Genomic DNA, 19,894 nt, shown 5'->3' with positions numbered 1-19,894 from the left:
CCGCCTTTATGTACTCAATTTCTAGCTTCATAGGTACATACATGACGGACATTTTTGATAGTTCTTGTTATTTTACAAATTAAAAATTCTGTTTTCCTCCATCTTTTGAATAATTTATTGACTTCATTTAGTTGCTAGGGATGACTAATGAATTTGGCTTGTTTTCTAAAGTAGGGACGACCACAGCCGGAGGGTCTGAGCGTTTTGCTTCCGTAGGTGGTGGCGCTGTGGGAATAATTGTAGAATTTGATGGTTTAACAGATGGGGGTGGGGTGGAATCTTGGCGAGTAGTGGGGATACTATTTTCCCGCGATCGCGCAGGTGAGGCCTCACGAGTTGAACGGACTTCTCGCAGTGTCTCTAATAATGATGGTGTGGGAGTAACATTAGGTTTGACTGATGGCTCGCTAGAACTATTTCGTGGCTGACTTTCCCTAGAATTGCTGCTGGTATTTGGAGTTTGCTCTTCAACCACAGGAATATTACGTTGGCGTTGTCTGCGAGTTGTCACTGGTGCAGAGTTGCGCGGTGTCGAAGTGCGAGAATTTTGTCTGCTGTTATTCTCTTGTTCTTCAGATGAATTTGGCGAGTCAGCTAATGGGTTTTCGGGTTCCGGCTCGATTGTGCGCTGTTCAAACAGAGGCGGTGAAGATGTCTGTGGCTCAGAATTAGAAAATAGGGTAGTGATGCCAAAACCTGCTGTGCCAGCAACAAAGGCTACACCTATACCTATGAATATTTTAGCAATACCTTGCTTCTGAGGCATTTTTGGGTTTTTCTGCTGACTGAGCCGAGTTTTGGGGGGAATTTTTTTTCGCTGTCCCTGGACTGGTAAAACTATAGTTGGTACTGCCTGAGTTGGTAGTGCTGGAGGGGGTGGATTGATTTGATTTCCAGGTAATAATTGTAACCATTCAGCCACTGTTGCCGGGCGAAATTGAGATTCTACAGCCATGCCACGCATGACGGCTTGATTAACTGCTGCACTCAGGTGGGGTTGTAGTTCACGAGGAGAAGGCATTTGTTCGCGATCGCGCAATAATGCTGGTAAGGGAACTTGTGCTGTCAATAAAGCATACAAAGTTGCAGCCAAACCGTAAACATCTGTAGCGGGTGTGCGCTGTGCTTGAGTCAAATACTGTTCTAGGGGAGCATAGCCCTCAGAAACCATACCAGTATGTGTTTGCCTGACACCATTATTAAATTCGCGGGCAATGCCAAAATCAATCAATACTACTTCCTGAGTACCTTGACGCAGGATAATATTATCTGGCTTGATATCCCGGTGTAGCAAACCATTGTGATGTACTACCTGTAATGCTGACCCAATTTGATTAATATAATGAATTGCTGTTGCTTCTGCCAAGGGGATAGCTGGCAATACGAATGCGTCTCCCAAGGTATCGCCACGAATGTATTCCATTACCATGTAAGGCAATTTATCTTCCACAAAAAAGTCACTAATCCGGACAATATGAGGATGAATACAAGTAGCTAATCTTCTGGCTTCATCTTGAAATTGGCGCTCGAACTTGGCAAAATCAGGATGTTGGCGCAGTTTTTCATTAATGGTTTTCATTACTACTTCCTGACCCAAATAGTTATGAGTAGCTTTAAAGGTAATACCAAAGCCACCGCGTCCTATTTCCTGGATTAGAGTATATTTGCCATCCTGCAAAGTTGAGCCTGCTAACATAGGAAGTTTTAAATACTGAGTAAGTAAATATTACTGATTATTGAGTTTTCCGGAAATTTCAAATGCCAGTTTTTCTCATACTTTTTATACAGGTTTTTGCTATATTTTGAAATTTGGCAGTGGAAAACCTCCCGTCTATATTAACAGCTTTGTCTTGTTCATAATACAGTAGTTGTTAAATGATGCCTATTATTAAACCATTGCGCTCACGAGTGTCAAATTTTTATGCGTAGAGATTCGATATTTTACAAATTATTTTAACAGTCTTCCATTTGATAAGAAAGACCTTAAAAACGCACCCTTGAGGAGAGAAGCACCTTTGGGGAAGATACCGCAATTCGTCTAGTTTTCGGGACAATCGTCAATCATATCTCTAAATCCGCCCCTACTCGTTGAACCAAGAATCTCCGTGGCTTGGCTTCTGGAGAGTGTCAATGTGGGAATTATTGACCGATTTTAAAAGTATGGTTGATTTACAGGTTTGGTGAGAAACATCTATGCATTGAGTTTAAAATCGCTGCCCTATACCTAAATGTACTCTGCTTTCTCCTTGGTCATTAATGCCATAATCAGCCCGAATTAAGCCCAGGGGGGAATCTATACGTACCCCAGCACCATAACCAAAACCATAACCCTGTTTGCCCCGCACGCCCGCCGGATCTCCTAATACAGTATCACCAGAGCCTAAGTCTGAGGCAAAGTCAGCAAATACGACACCTCCCAAGACTGGCACAATGGGGAAGCGGTACTCTGCACTAGCTAAGACATAACTACGACCACTACCAACTTCACCGCTATCATAACCCCGCACCGAATTAGAACCACCCAAGTTAAAACTTTCATAAGGTGGTAAATCACCAATTACTGTCCCAGCTTGAAAATTGACTGCGAATACTTGTGGCTGTGTATTATTAGTATTAAATAACTTCACTGGCACATACTGTGTATAGTTAGCCTTGAGGCGGTTCATAGAAATATTACCTTGACCAACTGGTACAGATTGTTCTGTACTCAAACGTAATAAAGAACCTTGACTGGGATTTAAGATATTATTTCGTTTATCTTGGGAGGCGGTAAAGGATACTGTCGCTAAATCATCAATGCCAGTTCCACTGGCTGAAAGGGGATTACCTTGTGCGTCTGTTGGGGTAATATTACCTTGGCGATCGCGAATACTGGTGCGAGTGTAGTTAAATCCCAAAGCTGTATCCCAATCATCGAGGGGTTGCTGAAAGCTAATACCAGTACCAATTTGACCTTCTCGCACTTTATCACCATTAGGCAGTGTAATTTTGTCATCCAAGGTTGAGGAAACTTCTCGGCGACGGAAAGCATTAACTGTGTAACCTAAGCGGTCAGGTTCAGTGGCACGATAAGGACTGGTAAATCTAGTATCAAACTGCAAATCATTACGACTCACGCCGACATTGACATTCAAATTATCATTAACACCACCAATATTTTGATCTTGGTAATTTAATGTTGCTAACAATCCTACATCAGCATTAAAGCTACCACCTAAGTTAATCGCCCGTGCGCCAAATTCTTTCACTTCGTAAATTAAATCAACTTGATTCGCATCACCTTCAAAGGCAACATTTACAGTTTCAAATAAGCCAGTACGATATAACTGCTGCACATCTTGGCGAACAGTATCTTGTTGAAAAATTTGCCCTGGTTTGAGTTTTAATTGCTGTCGGAGAAAATCGGGTTTTGTACGTCCTGTTACTGGTTCACCCTTGCTATCAACGGTTTTACCATCGTCATTAATAAAGCGAAACTTAATGTCACCCACTAAGCCTTCAGCGACATTCACTGTCAAAATACCTGCGCGGTTGGGTTGAATGGATAGGACGTTTGCTAACTGATAACCATTGTCAGCGTACCATTGGTCAATTTGTTTGACAGCTTGTTTGAGTCCTTCGGGACTGATAGGTTTACCTATTTGTGATTGGAAACGTGCTTGGGCTACCTGATAAGTCAGTGCCTTTGCGCCTGAAAGTTGCAGCGATCGCACTACCACTGGTTCCACTTGATACACTACATTTAATCCATTGGGGGTAGTGCTGCTATTGACGTTAGCACTCGCAAATAAACCAGTTTCTAAAATTGCGGCGACATCTTTTTGTAGCTGGTTTTGACTGGTTTCTCCACCTGTTTGGGTTTTAATCACTTGGCGGACAATCTGCTGCAATTCTGGAGTAGCTCCTACTACCTGGACATCTGTAGCAGGGACTACTAAATTAGTATCAGTGATAGAAGAAGAGATCAGGAGAGGGGGAGATGAGGGGACGATGTTTTTTTGTACATTTGTTGGCGCAACTACAGAATTCTGAGAAAATTGTGGCAAATCTAAAGTTTCTGGGGCTGCAATAGCTTCAATATGTGTAGGTGTTTCTGTAATGACTGGCACTACTAAATTTTCAGCAACTTCATCCCCAGAAGTGACTGTAATTGATGTAGCAGTTGCTTGTTGTGTAAAATTACTAGCAGCTAAAGTCGCGAAGGTCAGAATTGCCGCAGAAGAATATCGCATAATATTTAATCTAATTAAGTAGTAGTTAGTTGTATTGAGGTGAAGTAATGAGGATGATGCAAACTTCCAGCTACTTGGCCAATTGATATCCTCATTGATTCCTCTTACCCAAACAGACAGTTAATTTTCATATTTTGTTTCTGCTCATCTTCTAGTGATGATCATGTTCGCTTCCGTAACAATTCCCTATTCCCCGGATTTCTATGAGTGATGTATCCCCATTAACCCCAAATGCTAAGGAAAATTTGCAATTACTAGTTTTAAGCAACGGTCATGGAGAGGATATAATTGCTGTCAGCATTTTGCAACAACTCCAGCAACAAGCACACCCCCCAGATATCTTTGCATTACCTTTGGTGGGTGAAGGACGGGCTTACCAAAAGTTAGGTATTCCCTGTATTGGTTCAGTCCGTACTATGCCTTCTGGTGGCTTTATTTATATGGATAGCAAGCAACTAATGAGGGATGTTCGGGGGGGTTTAGTGCAACTTACCCTGGAGCAAATTCAAGCTGTTCGTCGTTGGGTGCGTTCCCAAAAAGAACTAGGCAACAAAAGCGCTATTTTAGCTGTAGGGGATATTGTGCCTCTGTTATTTGCTTGTTTTAGTGGTGCTAATTATGCGTTTGTGGGGACGGCGAAATCAGAATATTATGTCCGGGATGAAGGGGGACTATTACCGAGAAAATCTCAAGGTGCGCGTTGGGAAAACTTTTCTGGTTCGATTTATCATCCTTGGGAACGGTGGTTGATGAGTCGTCGCCGTTGTCAGGCTGTGTTCCCTAGAGATGCACTAACTACGGAAATATTACAAAAGTGGTCAATTCCGGCTTTTGATTTGGGTAATCCCATGATGGATAATTTGGAATCAACGTTTTCATCAGCGCGATTTTATAGTTCCGCGACTGAACAGCAAGAAATAGCTAGACCATTAGTAATTACTTTATTACCTGGTTCCCGTCCTCCGGAAGCTTACGCTAACTGGGAAATCATTATGAATGCTGTGTCTTTATTGATGGCGAGTTTCTCCAAACGCAGTTCCATGTTACACCATTCGGGAAATGTGGTATTTTTAGGAGCGATCGCACCGGGTTTAGATGTCAGTCAGTTATCCCCATCTATTCAAGCCCAAGGTTGGCAGTCCTATACAGAATCTCCTCTGCCCATTTCTGATCCTGATGCCTTAATATTTAAGCAAGGAAACGGTTATTTTGTCGTCACACAACAAGCCTATAATGATTGTTTATACTGGGGGGATGTAGCGATCGCTATGGCTGGCACAGCAACAGAACAATTCATCGGTTTAGGAAAACCCGCGATCGCCATTCCTGGTCATGGTCCCCAATATAACCCAGGGTTTGCCGAAGCGCAAAGCCGACTTTTAGGACTATCTCTATTATTAGTAGACGATCCGGGACAAGTTCCCCAGGTACTGCAATCGCTGTTACAAAATCCTGATACCTTGCAAATGATTTCCGACAACGGAATCCGGCGCATGGGTAAACCAGGAGCAGCTCGCAGGATTGCTGATTGTCTATATAAAAAGTTGTACCATGAGAATTTTTAACCAACTAAACCAGAACGTAAAGCCCTGACTGCGGCTTGAGTCCGATCATCTGCACAGAGTTTATTCAAGATATTCCGCACATGAGTTTTCACGGTTCCCACGGTGATATACAGTTGTTCGGCAATTTGCCCATTGCTGCATCCGGCGACAATCAATTCTAGGATTTCCAGTTCCCGTTGAGTTAGGGGATAAGTTTCTAAAACTTGTTCGTATTCCGTGGCTAAGGCTTCAATTTTCACGGTTTTGTGTTTATCCGCAGGTTGGCTTTCTCCGGGAATACCTTGGCGCATTTTCCGTAATACCACATTGGCGATCGCTGGATCAATCCAAGAGTTACCGCCATGAGTTGCTTGTATGGCCTCGGTTAATTTATTAATGCTAGTCTCTTTCATGTAATAAGAGTCTGCACCTGCGGCAAAAGCTGCCAGGACTGCATCTTCTGTATGATCCATTGTCAAAATGAGAATTTTGGTGGCGGTTTGACCCGTTTCCGCTTGGTAGCGTCTAAACTTGCGGGTGAGTTCAATCCCATCCATGTCAGGTAAACCAATATCTATTACTGCCACATCTGGTTTAGCTGTTTCTAAAAGTTTTAGTCCTTGAGTAGCATTTGCTGCTTCACCAATTACTTTAAGAGCGCTGTGTGATTGCAACGCAGCTCTTAGTCCCATTCTGGTGAGATCATGATCTTCAATTAAAATAATGCTGATTTCACTCATTGCTGTACTCGCTGTTGATAATTGCATCTTGCAGCTAATGGCCTTTTTTAAGTAGTTTATCTTATTTTCCCACCCCAAAGATAGATGATATTTCTACTAATTGGCATCCATCAACAGAAATAGTAAATGTGCAGTTTATTCACACTAACGTTCTTTAAAAATCTAGCTAAAGATATATCTTTATTGTCACCACAAATATGGAATATTGAAACAAGTTATAATTTATGTCATGTTTTCCACAGTAGAAAGTCATCTCATTTTATTCTAAAGCTTTAATAGAAATTTTGAAAAATGAATCAACCCAAACCGATTATTACTTCTATCGCAGGGAAGCTCATCGCCGATGATACTTTCAGTATTTTTCCGGGGTTGAAAATGTTATTTTAGTAAATTTTTTAACTCTGTAAGTTCGCGATCGCTAAATAAATCACTGCCACAGCATAGGTCAAAAAAATTTGAGCATTAGAGGAGAAACATAATTACGTTAAATTCTCTTGTTAGCAATAACCATGCTTTTAGCTTGACATAGATTCAGCAACCGAGTGAGTAAAACTGCTCAGGCTTATGGTACACGAATTTGGTACTTAACTCTCACTAACGACTGAGGACAGGCGTTAGCCGACTAATTTACAATCGTTTTGAGGGTTAACAAAGTATTTTCTGTGACTTTATGTCAATTTCCTCTACTATTGAAAGCAACTTCCGTAGTTGTAATCACTAATAAAACCGTGAGTCAAAACGGAGTGGAGGTTGAAGATTAAAAGTTTCTATAGGACTCCTATTTGAATTTTGAACAAAACACCGTATACCTTGATTCCTTCTTCCCTGTTACCTGTTCCCTGTTCCCTGTTCCCTGTTACCTGTTCCCTGTTCCCTGTTCCCTACCTCTACGAGTAGATTCAGAAACCAAACCGGATTCCCATAGCATATTTTTCAACCTGTTATTGACACTAAATTTAGGAAACCTATGGCATTACTACATAAATATGGAATTTTATCCAAAATTTATGCGTGAATCACATTTCTATTGAAAAATATTCTGGTTCTAGAGAATTTGAGTATAAAAATTAAACTCCTGAAAGTAGAGGAGAAAAATTGGTGAAAATCACAACCAAATTATTTAGTGGGATAGTTTGAAAATAGAGATGCTAGATATCAACCTGTATTTGACAGCGAAAATAAAAACCAATGAAAGAAACGCTGAGAATTTTGGTTGTAGATGATAATGAAGTAGATCGAATGGCAGTACGTCGGGCTTTGACTCAAGCTGATGTTTGTATCGAACTGTCTGAAGTAACTAATGGAAGGAACGCACTAGCTACGTTAAGAACTGCTACTTATGATTGTGTGTTCCTTGATGATTGCCTGCCAGATCAGGATGGCTTGACACTGATTCAAAGACTACGCGCGGCGGAAATCAAAGTTCCTTTAGTAGTTCTTGCCGACCAAAAAAATGAAGAAATTGCTGTCGAATTTATGAAAGCTGGTGCTACAGACTATGTTTCTAAATCTAGAGTATGTTCAGAAACTTTAGCACAAGTTTTACGCCATGCCATTCGCATACATCGCGCTGAAATGCAGACAGCTTTAGTAAACCAGCAGCTCCGAGAAACTAATGAACAGCTGCTTCGCCAGAATCAAGAACTAGAACAACAAAGGCAACAAATCCAGTTACAAAACTTCAAATTATTGGAAGCATCACGGCTCAAATCTCAGTTTTTGGCAACGATGTCTCATGAACTGCGGACTCCAATGAATGCCATTATTGGATTTTCTCAAATATTGCTGCGCCCAAAGTTTGGTACACTGACCCATCAACAAACAGATATGATAGAGCGCATATTGAACAACGGCAAGAATTTATTGATGCTGTTAAATGAAGTTTTAGACTTTTCTAAGTTAGAAGGAGGACGACTAGAGTTAAAACCAGAATTATTTGATTTAACAAAAATAATTAATATTGCTATTGCCGAAATGCGTTCTCTAGCTGAAGCAAAAAAGCTGTCTTTACGAGTTGATATTGATATGCAGCAACCATTAGTATTTAATGACCCATTGAGAATGCGGCAGATTTTAATAAATTTATTATCCAATGCCATTAAATTCACCGAATCTGGTTGTATTTGGGTAGAAGTTAAAGAACTCCCTAAAAATAAATTAGCGATCGCTGTTCGGGATACAGGTATTGGGATCGCGCCCAGAGACTTTAAACATATTTTTGAGGCCTTCTGCCAAGTGGATCAAAGCATTACGCGCAAATACCCTGGGACGGGACTAGGTTTAGCGATTATCGATTCTTTGGTGCAAATGATGGGGGGCAAAATAATTTTGGAAAGTCAATTGGGAGTTGGTTCTATGTTTAGAATTGAAGTACCACGGCAACTATCGTTACCAACCACAATGGATAATCTTCCCACCTTAAATTTGAATAGTCACGAGATTTTTTGCTCTGTTCAGAACCCTCATTCGTCCCCCCCAAAATCCAGTAAAGCATCGATGGGTTTTCCCCATCTCAAGCTATAAATTATTCTCATAAACCGTTGATAAACCATGTCTGTTGTGGAAAAGCCGAAAATTGATCGTATTCTCGCCGTTGATGATACTAGAGATAATCTCATTTTGGTGCAAACTATTCTCGAAAGTGAGGGTTATGAGATTGACTTAGTTGCCGATGGTGTAACAGCTTTGCAGCAAATTAAACAATCTCCACCCGATTTGATTTTATTAGATGTGATGATGCCAGGAATGGATGGTTATGAAGTGACTCGGCGCATCCGTAAAAATCCTGGACTTAATGCCAGCTATATTCCCATTTTGCTGATTACTGCCTTTCACCAATCCAGTGTAGTTGAAGGGTTGGACGCTGGTGCTGATGATTTTATTCGTAAACCATTTGATACAGATGAACTTTTAGCCAGAGTGCGATCGCTGTTGCGGCTAAAACACAGTTTAGACGAACAAAAAAAGATGGCACGTCAGCGCGAAGACTTTGTTTCGCGTTTAACTCATGATTTGCGGACTCCACTAGTCGCTGCTGACCGAATGCTGGGCTTGTTTCAACAGGAAACCTTCTGCAAAATTTCTCCAGAAATGAAACAAGCGATCGCAGTGATGATTCGCAGTAATCAAAATTTAATGCAAATGGTAAACACCCTATTAGAAGTCTATCGCTTCGAGGCAGGGAAAAAGACTTTAAACGATGTAGAGTGTAATTTACCAGAAATTATTCAAGAAGTCAGTAGCGAACTCACTCCCCTTGCTAGTGAAAAAAATCTGGTTCTCAAAATAGATACAAGTAAGTTAGATTTACAAAAAGAAAATGCTGGTGTAGTAATGGGCGATCCCCTAGAACTGCGACGCGTATTTAACAACTTAATTGGCAATGCCATCAAGTTTACAGATACAGGAGGAATAGAAGTTCGTCTTTGGGAAAAATCAGCTAATTCACAAAGTGAAGAAGGCGTAATCATCGAAGTGACAGATACCGGTTATGGCATTCCCCCCGAAGACCAACCCACTGTTTTTGAACGGTTTCGCCAAGGTAGAAATAAACGCTCTGGTAGTGGCTTAGGTCTGCATCTATCAAGCCGAATTATAGAAGCACACGGTGGCACAATTACACTTACCTCTGAACCGGGGCGAGGTAGTGTCTTCACAGTCAAGCTACCAAAACACAGTGGTCATTAATTGGTCATTTGGTTAATTCACTTCTTCTTACTCAGCACTCAGCACTCTTAAGACTTGAGTGAGAATTGAGCTTACCACATAGCAGACGGCGAATTATTGCCTCTAGATCCTCGATCATGTAAGGTTTACTGATGTATTCGTCAAAGCCCACTGAGAGGAGACGTTCTCGATCCTCTCTACTAGCTAAAGCTGTAACTGCGAGAACTGGAATTTCAGCAGTTAGTGGTTCTTGTTTCAAATAATGCACGACATCAGTACCGCTAAGACCTGGTAATAGAATATCTAACATGATCAGGTCTGGCTGATGCTCTTTAGCAACTAGTAACGTGGTAGAACTGTCACTTTGACAGATAAATCTACAGCCAAGTGACTCCAGGGCATAGCCAATCAGCAGTAGGCTATCATCATGATCTTCCACTACCAAGATTAAGGGTTGCTGAGAGTTTTGCTTCTTTTCATCACTCATGAATGAATGTGCCAGATACATCTCTTTTCCAGAAGATTGAATTGGAATTTATCGTTGTGCTTAAGATAATAACCGAGACAGGCTGCGAGGTTATAATAGAGCTAATCCTATGATCATCTCAGATTTTGCGTTTGCCTATTTGATGATTCTTGCCCACGTAAACAACATAGGTAAAAGAAAATTTCCACCCTATAGCTTTAGCAAGTACCTCTTGATTATACGAAAAATTACAGAATATTCTTCTCCCAATTTATAATAACTCGATATAAAAATTCTAATTCACCGTAATATCTTCAGTGCTACTAATTTTGGTAAAGTCAAAGGTACAGAATTATCCGTATATTTTTAGTCACCTTGGCTTTAAATCCTTACGCAATATATATGTATTATATGAAACATCAATGTACTAAAGAATCTCAAGTTTAAAATATTTTCAGATGATCACATAATAGCTCGAGTACTGCTGGATAATTTAAAAAAACATGGAATTTGATTATTTGAGAAGCAACGAAAGCACTCCTAATAATAATCGTCAAAATTTACTTACCAGTGGTTGGCGACCGTTTCATAGAGAGTTGGACTGGGGCTTTTTAGGGCAACTGTTACATAAAGATACACGCGAGTTCACTCAAAAAACTTTTAATTTAGTGAGCAATTTTGCTGAAGTTTTGGGACGGAATAATTATGCTTGGTGGGCAAACTTGCTGAGTGTTGTATCTGATAATACTCGTTATGAGGTAGAAAAATACTGGAACTATATCACACCTGATCCACAATCACCAGATCATCGCTATAAAGATATTCTGAGTACAGAGACACCGATTGTACAATTTGTGAGCCGTAGTAGCATTCCAATTGATTACGTTCTCAATCGCTTACAAGAAATTACCGTTTTACGAGTTTTACAAATCTTGGATTCTCCTGATATTATTACCCAGTACTATTTAGAAAGAGATTTTTATTTTCCTGTAGAAAAATTTGTGAGTTGGGACCGGCTAGAGGTTATTAATACAGTTTATGCTTATTGGTCAAAGTACGATATTTGGCTACAAATTGAATCTTACGAGCGTGGACGACGGTATTATACTTTAATGTCAACGAATATCTCTCCGCTAATTAACAAAGCAACCTATGACTTAGCTGTGATGCTGAGTGGATATCAAAGTCGTGTCGGTAAGGTTCACAGTCAATTTCCGATTCGGAGTTTTCCCGCAGATATTCAAAATTTTACAGATACAGTACAACAGGCAATTTTGACTCAAAATCAATTGGCTATTGTGGTACATGGTGAACCGGGTACAGGTAAAACTGTATGGACACAGGCTGTAGCGAAAGAAATTATTGTCCCTTTAGGGTATGTCATTTTTATTTTAGATCATGATGCGATCTCTAACTTTGTCCCACCTAATTATTTAGAGCGAATTTGCATTATTATCAATGAGGCTGACAATTTAGCACAAAATCGAGCTTCTGAAGTGGCTCAATATAATAATAAAACAGAGCATATTTTGAGTTTGTTGGATGGCACTTTGTACCAAAGCATTATTGATGATTCTGGTATTCAGATGAAGCAAAAATTAGTGGTTTTGATGACTTGCAATACTACTGAACGGTTAGACCCGGCTATGTTGCGGAAAGGCCGGGTGGATTTAATCTATGAATTTACTCAGCGATTTGTATAGTTTATTTTGCTGTGTTTGCAGATGAAGATATATGGAAGAACAAACAGCACACCTACAAATTATACCAAGAAATGAGAGTTTGATGGGTTTTTGCTAGAATTAGTTACATAATTTAACAGTCTGCATCCCTTTCGGACATCTATCTCAGCATGACCCTTACAAAAACTGTTTTCAAGTCTCATTCAGAAGAAGTTACTCGATTATGTTCCCATGTCGAATTCAATGAAAATAAGTTAAGTCATCAACCGGGGAGTGTATTAGGTAATATTGCGCTGATTGCTGGAACAACAGTTGGGGCTGGTATTCTGGCTTTACCTGCGGTAACTCTACCTTCTGGGGTTGTACCATCTACAGTGTTGTTAATTGCTGTCTGGCTGTACACGGTAATTTCTGGCTTGTTGCTGGCCGAAGTTTGTGTGAATGCTATGCGTCTGGAAGGACGTTTGAGTATTGGTCTGTTGACAATGGTGGAGAGAAATTTGGGGTTTGTGGGGGCGCGTATTGCTGGCGCTGCTTATTTGTTCCTCCACTACGCTTTGCTGGTGGCTTACATGACTCAAGGGGGAAATATTTTAGTTTCTGGGGTTTCTCAGGTGTGGGGACTCGAAAATATGCCGCCGGCTTGGGTGGGGACAATTATTTTCACCTTGTTATTTGGTGGCATGATGTATCTGGGGCGACAAAAATTGATTGAGAAACTCAACAGCGTTTTTGTGGCGATTGTGATTATTTCATTTCTTTGTCTATTGTTTATAGGTGGAGGACAAGTTAAGAGTGTGCAACTGTTGACTCACAACTGGACGGCTTTGGGGAGTGCTGTGTCAGTGATGTTGGTGGCACTATTTTTTCATAATGTTGTCCCTGTGGTGGTGACTCAATTGGAAGGAGATATTCCCAAAATTCGCCAGTCTATTATTATTGGTTCTTTGATTCCTTTAATGATGTTTTTGCTGTGGAATGGGGTAATTTTAGGTAGTATTAGTCCTGAAATCCAAAGCATCGGTGATTTTGACCCCCTGGAAATACTGCGGGCTGGTGGGGCTGGGGAATGGTTGGGCATCTTATTATCTATTTTTTCAGAGTTTGCGATCGCCACCTCATTTATTGGTTTTGTTTACGGGTTGCTGGATTTCTTCAAAGATTTGTTCCCAGTTGCAGAGGGTAAACCTTTTAGTCGTCTACCGCTTTATTCTCTGATTCTTTTACCTCCCATGAGTTTAGGCGCAATTAATCCCAGTATTTTCTTTAGCGCCCTAGATTTTGCAGGAACCTTTAGCATTTCAGTTTTAGGCGGAATAATTCCAGCATTAATGACTTGGAAACAACGTCAAGAACAACAGTTAAATAAGATGAATCAACCGCTTGTTCCTGGTGGTAGAGTGACATTGATTCTGATCATGGGAATTGCATCAGTGTTGATTATTAAACACATACTTTTAATGAGTGGAAGTAATTAATCTCAATCAGTGATTAATCCTTTTTCTTGGAGTGCATAAAAACATAAAACCTTGACTATATAGATTCCCAACTTCTCTAAGAAGTCGGGGATCTGAGTATTATGAGTAGTTGCTCAGGAATGATTGAGGTTAAGTATTTCCTAAACCTAACCTATCCAAAATAAAAGCATCTTCAAAAGCCAGTTCGCGCAAGCTTTCATAACGTCCAGATGCACCGCTATGCCCTGCACCCATATTGGTTTTCAGCAGCAAAAGATGATTGTCTGTTTTCATCTCCCGGAGTTTGGCTGTCCATTTGGCGGGTTCCCAATATTTGACGCGAGAATCATTTAAACCCGCAGTAATTAACAAATCTGGGTAATCTTTAGCTTCGACGTTATCGTAAGGGGAGTAAGATTTCATGTAGTCGTAATAAACTTTGTCGTTGGGATTTCCCCATTCTTCCCATTCCATTGCTGACAGGGGTAGAGAAGTATCTAGAATTGTTGTTACTACGTCTACAAAGGGAACATTAGCTATTACGGCTTTGAACAAATCAGGACGCATATTCATGACTGCACCCATTAATAAACCGCCTGCACTACCGCCAGTAATTACTAAGCGATCGCTTGCTGTCCAATTGTTAGTAATTAAATACTCTGCACAGGTGATAAAATCTGTAAAGGTGTTCTTTTTTTGTAAGAATTTACCTTCTTCATACCATTTTCGCCCCATTTCTTCGCCACCACGAATATGAGCAATGGCAAACACTACTCCCCGGTCTAAAAGTGTTAATCTGGTGGATGAAAAAGATGCTGGGTAAGAAGAACCATAAGCACCGTAGCCTGTGAGTAACAAGGGATTTTTGCCATCTTTGTTAATTCCCTGTTTGTAAACAATGGAGATGGGAATTTTTGTGCCATCATTTGCAGTCGCCATTAGCCACTCACTTTGATATTGAGTTTTATCGTAGCCACCCAATACTTCTGTTTGTTTTTTCAGTTCCCTCTGATTTGTTTCCATGTTGTAATCAAACACAGATTGGGGCGTAATTAAAGAGGTGTAATGAAAGCGCAGTATATTAGTGTTGAATTCTGGGTTATTGCCTTCATCAAATTCATAGGTAGGTTCTGGGAAATTAATATTATTTTCCTCACCTGTAGATAAATTTTGCACCCTTGCAGTTTGTAATCCGCCTTTTCTTTCATAAATTACTAAATGATTAGCAAACAAGCTGACTCCTAATAGCAGCACATCTTCTCTGTGAGGAATTATCGTTTGCCAATTTTCTTGGGCTGGCGCAGCTACAGGTGTTTTCACTAATTTAAAATTAGTGGCTTTGTCGTTGGTAACAATGTAAAAATTATTATGATGATGGTCAACATCATATTCTACCCCTGTAGTTCTGGGATGAATGATCTGAAAGTCACCTTGGGGATGATTAGCATCCAAATAGTGAACTTCTGTAGTAATGCTACTTTGCAACAGCATTAATATATATGATTGACTGCGGGTTTTGCCAACATATAAATGATAAATATCGTCTTTTTCTTCATAAATCAGTACATCTTTTTCAGGGGGATTTCCTAATGTGTGTTTTAGCAGTTGGTAAGGACGATTAGCATCATCAATTTTGGTGTAAAAACCAGTTTTGTTGTCGTTACCCCAAGTAAAAGAAAAATAAGTTTCGGCAATGCTTTCTGGGTATAATTGATGTGTATTCAAGTCAAGGAAACAGAGAAGATATTGCTCTGAACCGCTAGTATCGAATGAATAAGCTAATATTTGATGATTGGGGCTAACTTCAAATACACCTAGTTCAAAAAAATCATGACCTGCGGCTAATTCGTTTTCATCGATTAGCACTTCTTCCGGCGCGTCTAAACTACCTTTTTTCCGACAATGAATTGAATAAGCTTTGCCTTCTTCGGTACGTGAATAATAATAATATTCATCTTTACGGAATGGTACTGATAAATCTGTTTCTTTAATCCGCCCCAGCATTTCATTGTATATCTGGGTTTGTAACGCTTCGGTATGCTTTGTCATTGCTGCTGTGTAGGCGTTCTCTGCTTCCAGATAGGCGGAAACTTCTGGGTTTTCTAGGTCGCGCATCCAAAAGTATTTATCTATGCGGCGATCGCCATGCAATTCTAAAACCTCTGTTTGTTGTGTCGCCATCGGTGGCGTGATTATTTTTGGTAAAACTTTATCTTTATTCATAATTGTTAACCTATGGTAAATATCCAGCAACTAGCTGTTGGTAAGGGTAGATGAACTAGAACTTTTGGTTGGACGATGAGAGTTTGTTTTTAAGGTACACAAGCCAATTGCTGGTATCACTCCGAGAATAATAGCCGTAAATGTTTGTTCACTCCAATACAATATAGGAGTGCGATTCATTTCTGGAATCAAATCTTGCACAAGAGACAGGAACCAAACAAAAATACTGATCAAGGAGAAGGAAATAGAAGGCAGGAAAATCCACCACCACACTTGTTTTGCGTAGCGCTGTAACACTAGCCATTGGCACAGTCCTAGCCAAATTCCCGCCAGAATGTATGAGATCGTTGACAAAACTCCCCAGATGAAGACTAACTCTGGAGTTACACCTGCATTGAAGGAACTGGCAAGGGAGGAAATATATTTCACCCAGGAAAAGGCGATGCTGTTGGCAATTAACCAACCCGCACTGGTAGCCAGTATCCATAGCCAACCGGAGATATAACGATGCAGGACAAGGGCTTGATCAGCGGCAAAAACTACCGCAAACACAATGTTACCAAGTATTTTGACCCAATGAAAAGAATCGGCAGGAGGTAGGCCTCCCAAGATGCTTCTTTCTAAACCTATGCTGGCAATGCCACCTACAACCCATCCCAAGACAGTCATCAAGGTAAACTGGATAAAAAATTTCTGTCTGTGGGGGCGCGGAATCAACAACTTTCCTGGATGGAGAGTCGATGCAACATGATTTGAATTGTTAGAGTCAGTTTGCATATTAAGTTAACTATTGTTGTTTGAGGCGAACCTCCTGAAAAAGCGTAATCTCAGAATGATAAGCTAAACAGTGGCATAAATATAATGACTTAGGATGAACTACCAGAAGTTAATCAAGCAATCTAGCGGATTCAAGTTTCTCTATCCGAATAATCCTGAATTTGATTCTGAGATGTAATTTCAGCCCGCAGCAGTTTGATTTCTGAGGATATATCAGATACACGATTTCCCAGCGTGAAACCGCCTGTAAGCAGATACAGTGCTGCTTGGGTGCTAAGGGTCAGGACTGTAATCAAAACTGTCAGTTTCTGTGCCGTCATTTACAACCACCTTTTTAATCAACAAGCTGGTTCTCCCCAAGAAAAAATTAGGGAAGAATTGCAGCTTAAATTTACCTGGCTGGGGAAAATTATTAAACTAATTTGATTTGATGACGACATTAAAGATGTTGTACTCCTTGCCATTAACCCTTATTTTTTTGCCGTTTAATTTCCCCCCCGTGGTCACGGCATTTAAATTATCGGGCTGGCAGAAGCGGGTAGCACTTCGGCTTTGACCGTCCTTGGTGTACAGAATGCGAACCGTCGCGGGTTTGGGGGAATTGGCCCCGAATATTAAGCCCTTGTCAGTATCCTTGGCTTTCTTTAGTCCCAAGTCGCCCGCAATATTTTTGTAGGCATCCTTCTTGGAGCGAAAAGCATACTGAATTGCTCCCGCATCCCCTATGGTTCCACCCAGAGGAATTACCCATAAATCACTTTTAGGTTCGTTAGCCATTACCTGTTATCAATCCTTTTGATTTTAAATAAATTTTCCAGAATTAGGCTAAGTATGGGGTGACAGTAGTTAAAACTTTGCCACTAGCCTCAACACTGCGAACACAAGGAATGCTCGCTGTAATTGATGCTGTTCCGGCATCTGTATCGTACTGAATGTTTATATTATTTGGATTGGTTTCACTGGCTCTTTCAGCGTCTTGTAGCAAGTGCGCCAATTCCAAAACCGCAGATGGGAGGCTTGTTGCATTGATATCCCCACCAGTAGTAAACGCTGGGGATACGTAAGCAGTAGCCGAAAATGTCGGTTGTCCTGACGGAGATATAGTTACATCTACAGGAATACTAGCTGCAATATCAAAAGTTTTCGCGGTGTTGTCGTGGCTTACATCTGTAAAGTTTACGTCTGTAGCAATAGGTGCAGCTTCTTCCGCTAACTCAAGCAGTTGTGCTGCTTCTACGAAAGCAGCTTCAACAGAAACTGACTTAAGAGTTCCAGTGCCTGGATCAAAAAGCATATATCACAATAAGTAAGTAAAGTCCTAAGCCAAAGATAGTCTTACTCACGAGTTGAAACAAGCAAGGTTTCAATCGGACATTAACGCCCGATTAGCGACTCTTCAAGGAGACAATACCACCTGGACCCAATCTTGAAACAGTGAGGGGACTTACCTACTTTCGCCCAAGACTTTAAAGTATTAGGATGATAATTCAACCTTTTAGCGGCTTCCTTTAGTGGGACAGCAGTAGATATATCTCTAGGTATTCGCCAATGCCGTCTTGGATCATTCAAAATACTTTACCCACGCAGGTTTCATATCTTTCCTTCCTGTTGGAAAGTATTTGGCATATCGGCACTGCACTTCGATTTTTTTAAGAGGATTGTTACTCTCAAGCAATCCATTTTTACTCAAGTAGCTACCCTTGAGATAATTTCGATCAACAATACTCATGGCAGCTTTTAAAACTTTCTGTCCTTCTGCTGCATTTAAAGCATGAATAACAATCTTAGAATTATCGGACAAAACAAAAATCATCTCCCAGTTCCCACGCTTATAAGATGGCAGTGGTGATTTATTCCCAGGACTGTAATCTTTCCTTGGATGAGGAATACTGATAGCATATTTTGCCGATCCAATTGCGGGTCCGGTGGTTTTTTCTGCAAACTGAAAAATCACTTGAGGTCTATGATGTTCTGGTCTTAGGAGCCAGGAATCGGGAACTGCTGCGTAAGCTTCCTGTTTGTTTTTAAGGTCGCATAATGTTTCATTCGATTTAGCCAGCTCCTCAAATTCAAGTTGGGTTGCTGTAGCTACGCCTGCTGTTACAGACACGTCAATATAGTCCCTAGCAGGAACCCATAGACCATCGACTAAACTGCAAAAAACAATAGGTACTGATATTTCAATCCACAATTCAGACGTATTCTCATTTATTGTTTCAATTTTGTTGATTATTGATTGAATACATTCAGATTCACAGATATCAACTTGAGCCTCGCTGATTAAATTAGTAACGTTGGTGATGTTATCAACTTTAGTATTAGTCTGATTGGTAACGTTAGTTAAATTAGTGATTTGATTGTTGGTAGCATTGGTAACGTTAGTTAAATTAGTGATTTGATTGTTGGTAGCATTGGTAACGTTAGTTAAATTAGTAATTTGATTGTTGGTAGCATTGGTAACATTAGTAATGTTGTCAACTTTCGTATTGGTTTGATTGGTAACATTAGTAATGTTGTCAACTTTCGTATTAGTTTGGTTGGTAACATTAGTAATGTTATTAACCTGATTACCAAGTTTTGTAATGTTAGTAGTTTGGTTGTTGACGGCGTTTCCTAATCTGGTAATGTTTTGATTTGCGTTATTAACTATATTCCCAGTATTTATAACTGTTGGCCTTAGTGCGGTGACAGCAGTAGCAGTAGCCAATGAAGTGGTATTCAAAACTGTAGCTTGACCCTGCAAAGCAGCTACTTGACCCTGTAAAGCAGCTACTTGACCTTGTAAAGCAGTTACCTGAACTGTTACAGGTACAATAGCGGCGGTTTGTGCAACAGTCGCCAGTGGCGATGCCATGTACCACATATTTAAACCCGCAGGAAAGCATTTGCCATTTGTCATTTCCTTACATAATGCTTCTTGCATTGTGCTAGGCAGTGCGTCCGTTTTTAGACGAATATTATTGCTTATTACTTCTACATTAGAAATCTTAGATTGTAAAACACCCAAAACACCAAATATACCAGCTAATTCTGCCATATTAAATTCTCCGTCCTTACCACGTTCACCCCTGGCTCCAGTTGCCCCAGTCAAGCCACGTTCACCCCTA

General features: G+C 40.4%; 14 protein-coding genes and 1 pseudogene. 5 read left to right on the top strand and 10 right to left on the bottom strand.

The window, feature by feature from the left end; translation table 11 throughout:
- Window positions 1-127: 127 nt before the first annotated feature.
- Both VB654_RS15995 and VB654_RS15990 read right to left on the bottom strand, forming a co-directional pair.
- Window positions 128-1,696, bottom strand: coding sequence for a serine/threonine-protein kinase (locus VB654_RS15995; protein WP_323214766.1), 1,569 nt, complete (start codon window positions 1,694-1,696; stop codon window positions 128-130).
- 508 nt (window positions 1,697-2,204) lie between these two features.
- A complete protein-coding gene (locus VB654_RS15990) occupies window positions 2,205-4,232 on the bottom strand; it encodes an outer membrane protein assembly factor (RefSeq protein ID WP_323214765.1) in 2,028 nt (675 codons plus the stop codon).
- A gap of 203 nt (window positions 4,233-4,435) precedes the next feature.
- On the opposite strand from VB654_RS15990, the gene VB654_RS15985 reads away from it, so the two are divergent.
- Window positions 4,436-5,797 carry a lipid-A-disaccharide synthase-related protein gene (locus VB654_RS15985; protein WP_323214764.1) on the top strand — a complete coding sequence of 454 codons (1,362 nt, stop codon included), beginning with the start codon at window positions 4,436-4,438 and terminating at the stop codon, window positions 5,795-5,797.
- On the opposite strand, the gene VB654_RS15980 is transcribed toward VB654_RS15985, so the two are convergent.
- The gene (locus VB654_RS15980) at window positions 5,794-6,516 is read right to left on the bottom strand and encodes a response regulator transcription factor (protein WP_323214763.1); all 723 of its coding nucleotides are present in this window, start codon (window positions 6,514-6,516) and stop codon (window positions 5,794-5,796) included. The genes VB654_RS15985 and VB654_RS15980 overlap by 4 nt on opposite strands.
- Window positions 6,517-7,704: 1,188 nt before the next feature.
- On the opposite strand from VB654_RS15980, the gene VB654_RS15975 reads away from it, so the two are divergent.
- The gene (locus VB654_RS15975; RefSeq protein WP_323214762.1) at window positions 7,705-9,039 is read left to right on the top strand and encodes an ATP-binding protein; all 1,335 of its coding nucleotides are present in this window, start codon (window positions 7,705-7,707) and stop codon (window positions 9,037-9,039) included.
- 27 nt (window positions 9,040-9,066) lie between these two features.
- Window positions 9,067-10,203, top strand: a complete 1,137-nt coding sequence (locus tag VB654_RS15970; protein WP_323214761.1) for a HAMP domain-containing sensor histidine kinase — start codon at window positions 9,067-9,069, stop codon at window positions 10,201-10,203.
- 31 nt (window positions 10,204-10,234) lie between these two features.
- On the opposite strand, the gene VB654_RS15965 is transcribed toward VB654_RS15970, so the two are convergent.
- Complete coding sequence (locus VB654_RS15965; protein ID WP_323214760.1) at window positions 10,235-10,690, bottom strand: response regulator; 456 nt, start codon at window positions 10,688-10,690, stop codon at window positions 10,235-10,237.
- Window positions 10,691-11,151: 461 nt separating this feature from the next.
- Between VB654_RS15965 and VB654_RS15960 the strand changes: the two genes are divergently transcribed.
- Together VB654_RS15960 and VB654_RS15955 are read left to right on the top strand one after the other, a co-directional pair.
- Window positions 11,152-12,351: an AAA family ATPase gene (locus VB654_RS15960; RefSeq protein WP_323214759.1), complete on the top strand. Its 1,200-nt coding sequence runs from the start codon at window positions 11,152-11,154 to the stop codon at window positions 12,349-12,351.
- A gap of 149 nt (window positions 12,352-12,500) precedes the next feature.
- Entirely contained in the window at window positions 12,501-13,808 is a 1,308-nt protein-coding gene (locus tag VB654_RS15955; RefSeq protein WP_323214758.1) for an amino acid permease, read from the top strand.
- Window positions 13,809-13,937: 129 nt separating this feature from the next.
- Here the strand turns inward: VB654_RS15955 and VB654_RS15950 are convergent, their stop codons facing one another.
- The 6 genes and pseudogenes from VB654_RS15950 to VB654_RS15925 form a co-directional block, all read right to left on the bottom strand.
- On the bottom strand, window positions 13,938-16,010 hold the full coding sequence (locus tag VB654_RS15950) for a S9 family peptidase (RefSeq protein ID WP_323214757.1): 2,073 nt from the start codon (window positions 16,008-16,010) through the stop codon (window positions 13,938-13,940).
- 30 nt (window positions 16,011-16,040) lie between these two features.
- Window positions 16,041-16,787 (bottom strand): hypothetical protein, encoded by a 747-nt coding sequence (locus VB654_RS15945; RefSeq protein WP_323214756.1) that lies wholly within the window; start codon window positions 16,785-16,787, stop codon window positions 16,041-16,043.
- 131 nt (window positions 16,788-16,918) lie between these two features.
- On the bottom strand, window positions 16,919-17,107 hold the full coding sequence (locus tag VB654_RS15940) for a hypothetical protein (RefSeq protein WP_323214755.1): 189 nt from the start codon (window positions 17,105-17,107) through the stop codon (window positions 16,919-16,921).
- 97 nt (window positions 17,108-17,204) lie between these two features.
- On the bottom strand, window positions 17,205-17,564 hold the full coding sequence (locus VB654_RS15935; RefSeq protein WP_323214754.1) for a hypothetical protein: 360 nt from the start codon (window positions 17,562-17,564) through the stop codon (window positions 17,205-17,207).
- A 43-nt stretch (window positions 17,565-17,607) separates the two neighbouring features.
- The gene (locus tag VB654_RS15930; protein ID WP_323214753.1) at window positions 17,608-18,081 is read right to left on the bottom strand and encodes a hypothetical protein; all 474 of its coding nucleotides are present in this window, start codon (window positions 18,079-18,081) and stop codon (window positions 17,608-17,610) included.
- A gap of 267 nt (window positions 18,082-18,348) precedes the next feature.
- Window positions 18,349-19,894 (bottom strand): annotated as a pseudogene (locus VB654_RS15925) (hypothetical protein); the annotation flags it as partial.

The sequence above is a fragment of the Nodularia sp. UHCC 0506 genome, assembly GCF_034931045.1.
GTDB lineage: Bacteria > Cyanobacteriota > Cyanobacteriia > Cyanobacteriales > Nostocaceae > Nodularia.
The sequence above is the reverse complement of the archived record's forward strand: the minus strand, read 5'-3'. Positions and strand labels throughout refer to the sequence as shown.

Coding starts and splice junctions, on each gene's coding strand:
- VB654_RS15995 (WP_323214766.1), bottom strand. CDS start 1,696: ATGTTAGCAGGCTCAACTTTGCAGGATGGCAAATATACTCTAATCCAG.
- VB654_RS15990 (WP_323214765.1), bottom strand. CDS start 4,232: ATGCGATATTCTTCTGCGGCAATTCTGACCTTCGCGACTTTAGCTGCT.
- VB654_RS15985 (WP_323214764.1), top strand. CDS start 4,436: ATGAGTGATGTATCCCCATTAACCCCAAATGCTAAGGAAAATTTGCAA.
- VB654_RS15980 (WP_323214763.1), bottom strand. CDS start 6,516: ATGAGTGAAATCAGCATTATTTTAATTGAAGATCATGATCTCACCAGA.
- VB654_RS15975 (WP_323214762.1), top strand. CDS start 7,705: ATGAAAGAAACGCTGAGAATTTTGGTTGTAGATGATAATGAAGTAGAT.
- VB654_RS15970 (WP_323214761.1), top strand. CDS start 9,067: ATGTCTGTTGTGGAAAAGCCGAAAATTGATCGTATTCTCGCCGTTGAT.
- VB654_RS15965 (WP_323214760.1), bottom strand. CDS start 10,690: ATGTATCTGGCACATTCATTCATGAGTGATGAAAAGAAGCAAAACTCT.
- VB654_RS15960 (WP_323214759.1), top strand. CDS start 11,152: ATGGAATTTGATTATTTGAGAAGCAACGAAAGCACTCCTAATAATAAT.
- VB654_RS15955 (WP_323214758.1), top strand. CDS start 12,501: ATGACCCTTACAAAAACTGTTTTCAAGTCTCATTCAGAAGAAGTTACT.
- VB654_RS15950 (WP_323214757.1), bottom strand. CDS start 16,010: ATGAATAAAGATAAAGTTTTACCAAAAATAATCACGCCACCGATGGCG.
- VB654_RS15945 (WP_323214756.1), bottom strand. CDS start 16,787: ATGCAAACTGACTCTAACAATTCAAATCATGTTGCATCGACTCTCCAT.
- VB654_RS15940 (WP_323214755.1), bottom strand. CDS start 17,107: ATGACGGCACAGAAACTGACAGTTTTGATTACAGTCCTGACCCTTAGC.
- VB654_RS15935 (WP_323214754.1), bottom strand. CDS start 17,564: ATGGCTAACGAACCTAAAAGTGATTTATGGGTAATTCCTCTGGGTGGA.
- VB654_RS15930 (WP_323214753.1), bottom strand. CDS start 18,081: ATGCTTTTTGATCCAGGCACTGGAACTCTTAAGTCAGTTTCTGTTGAA.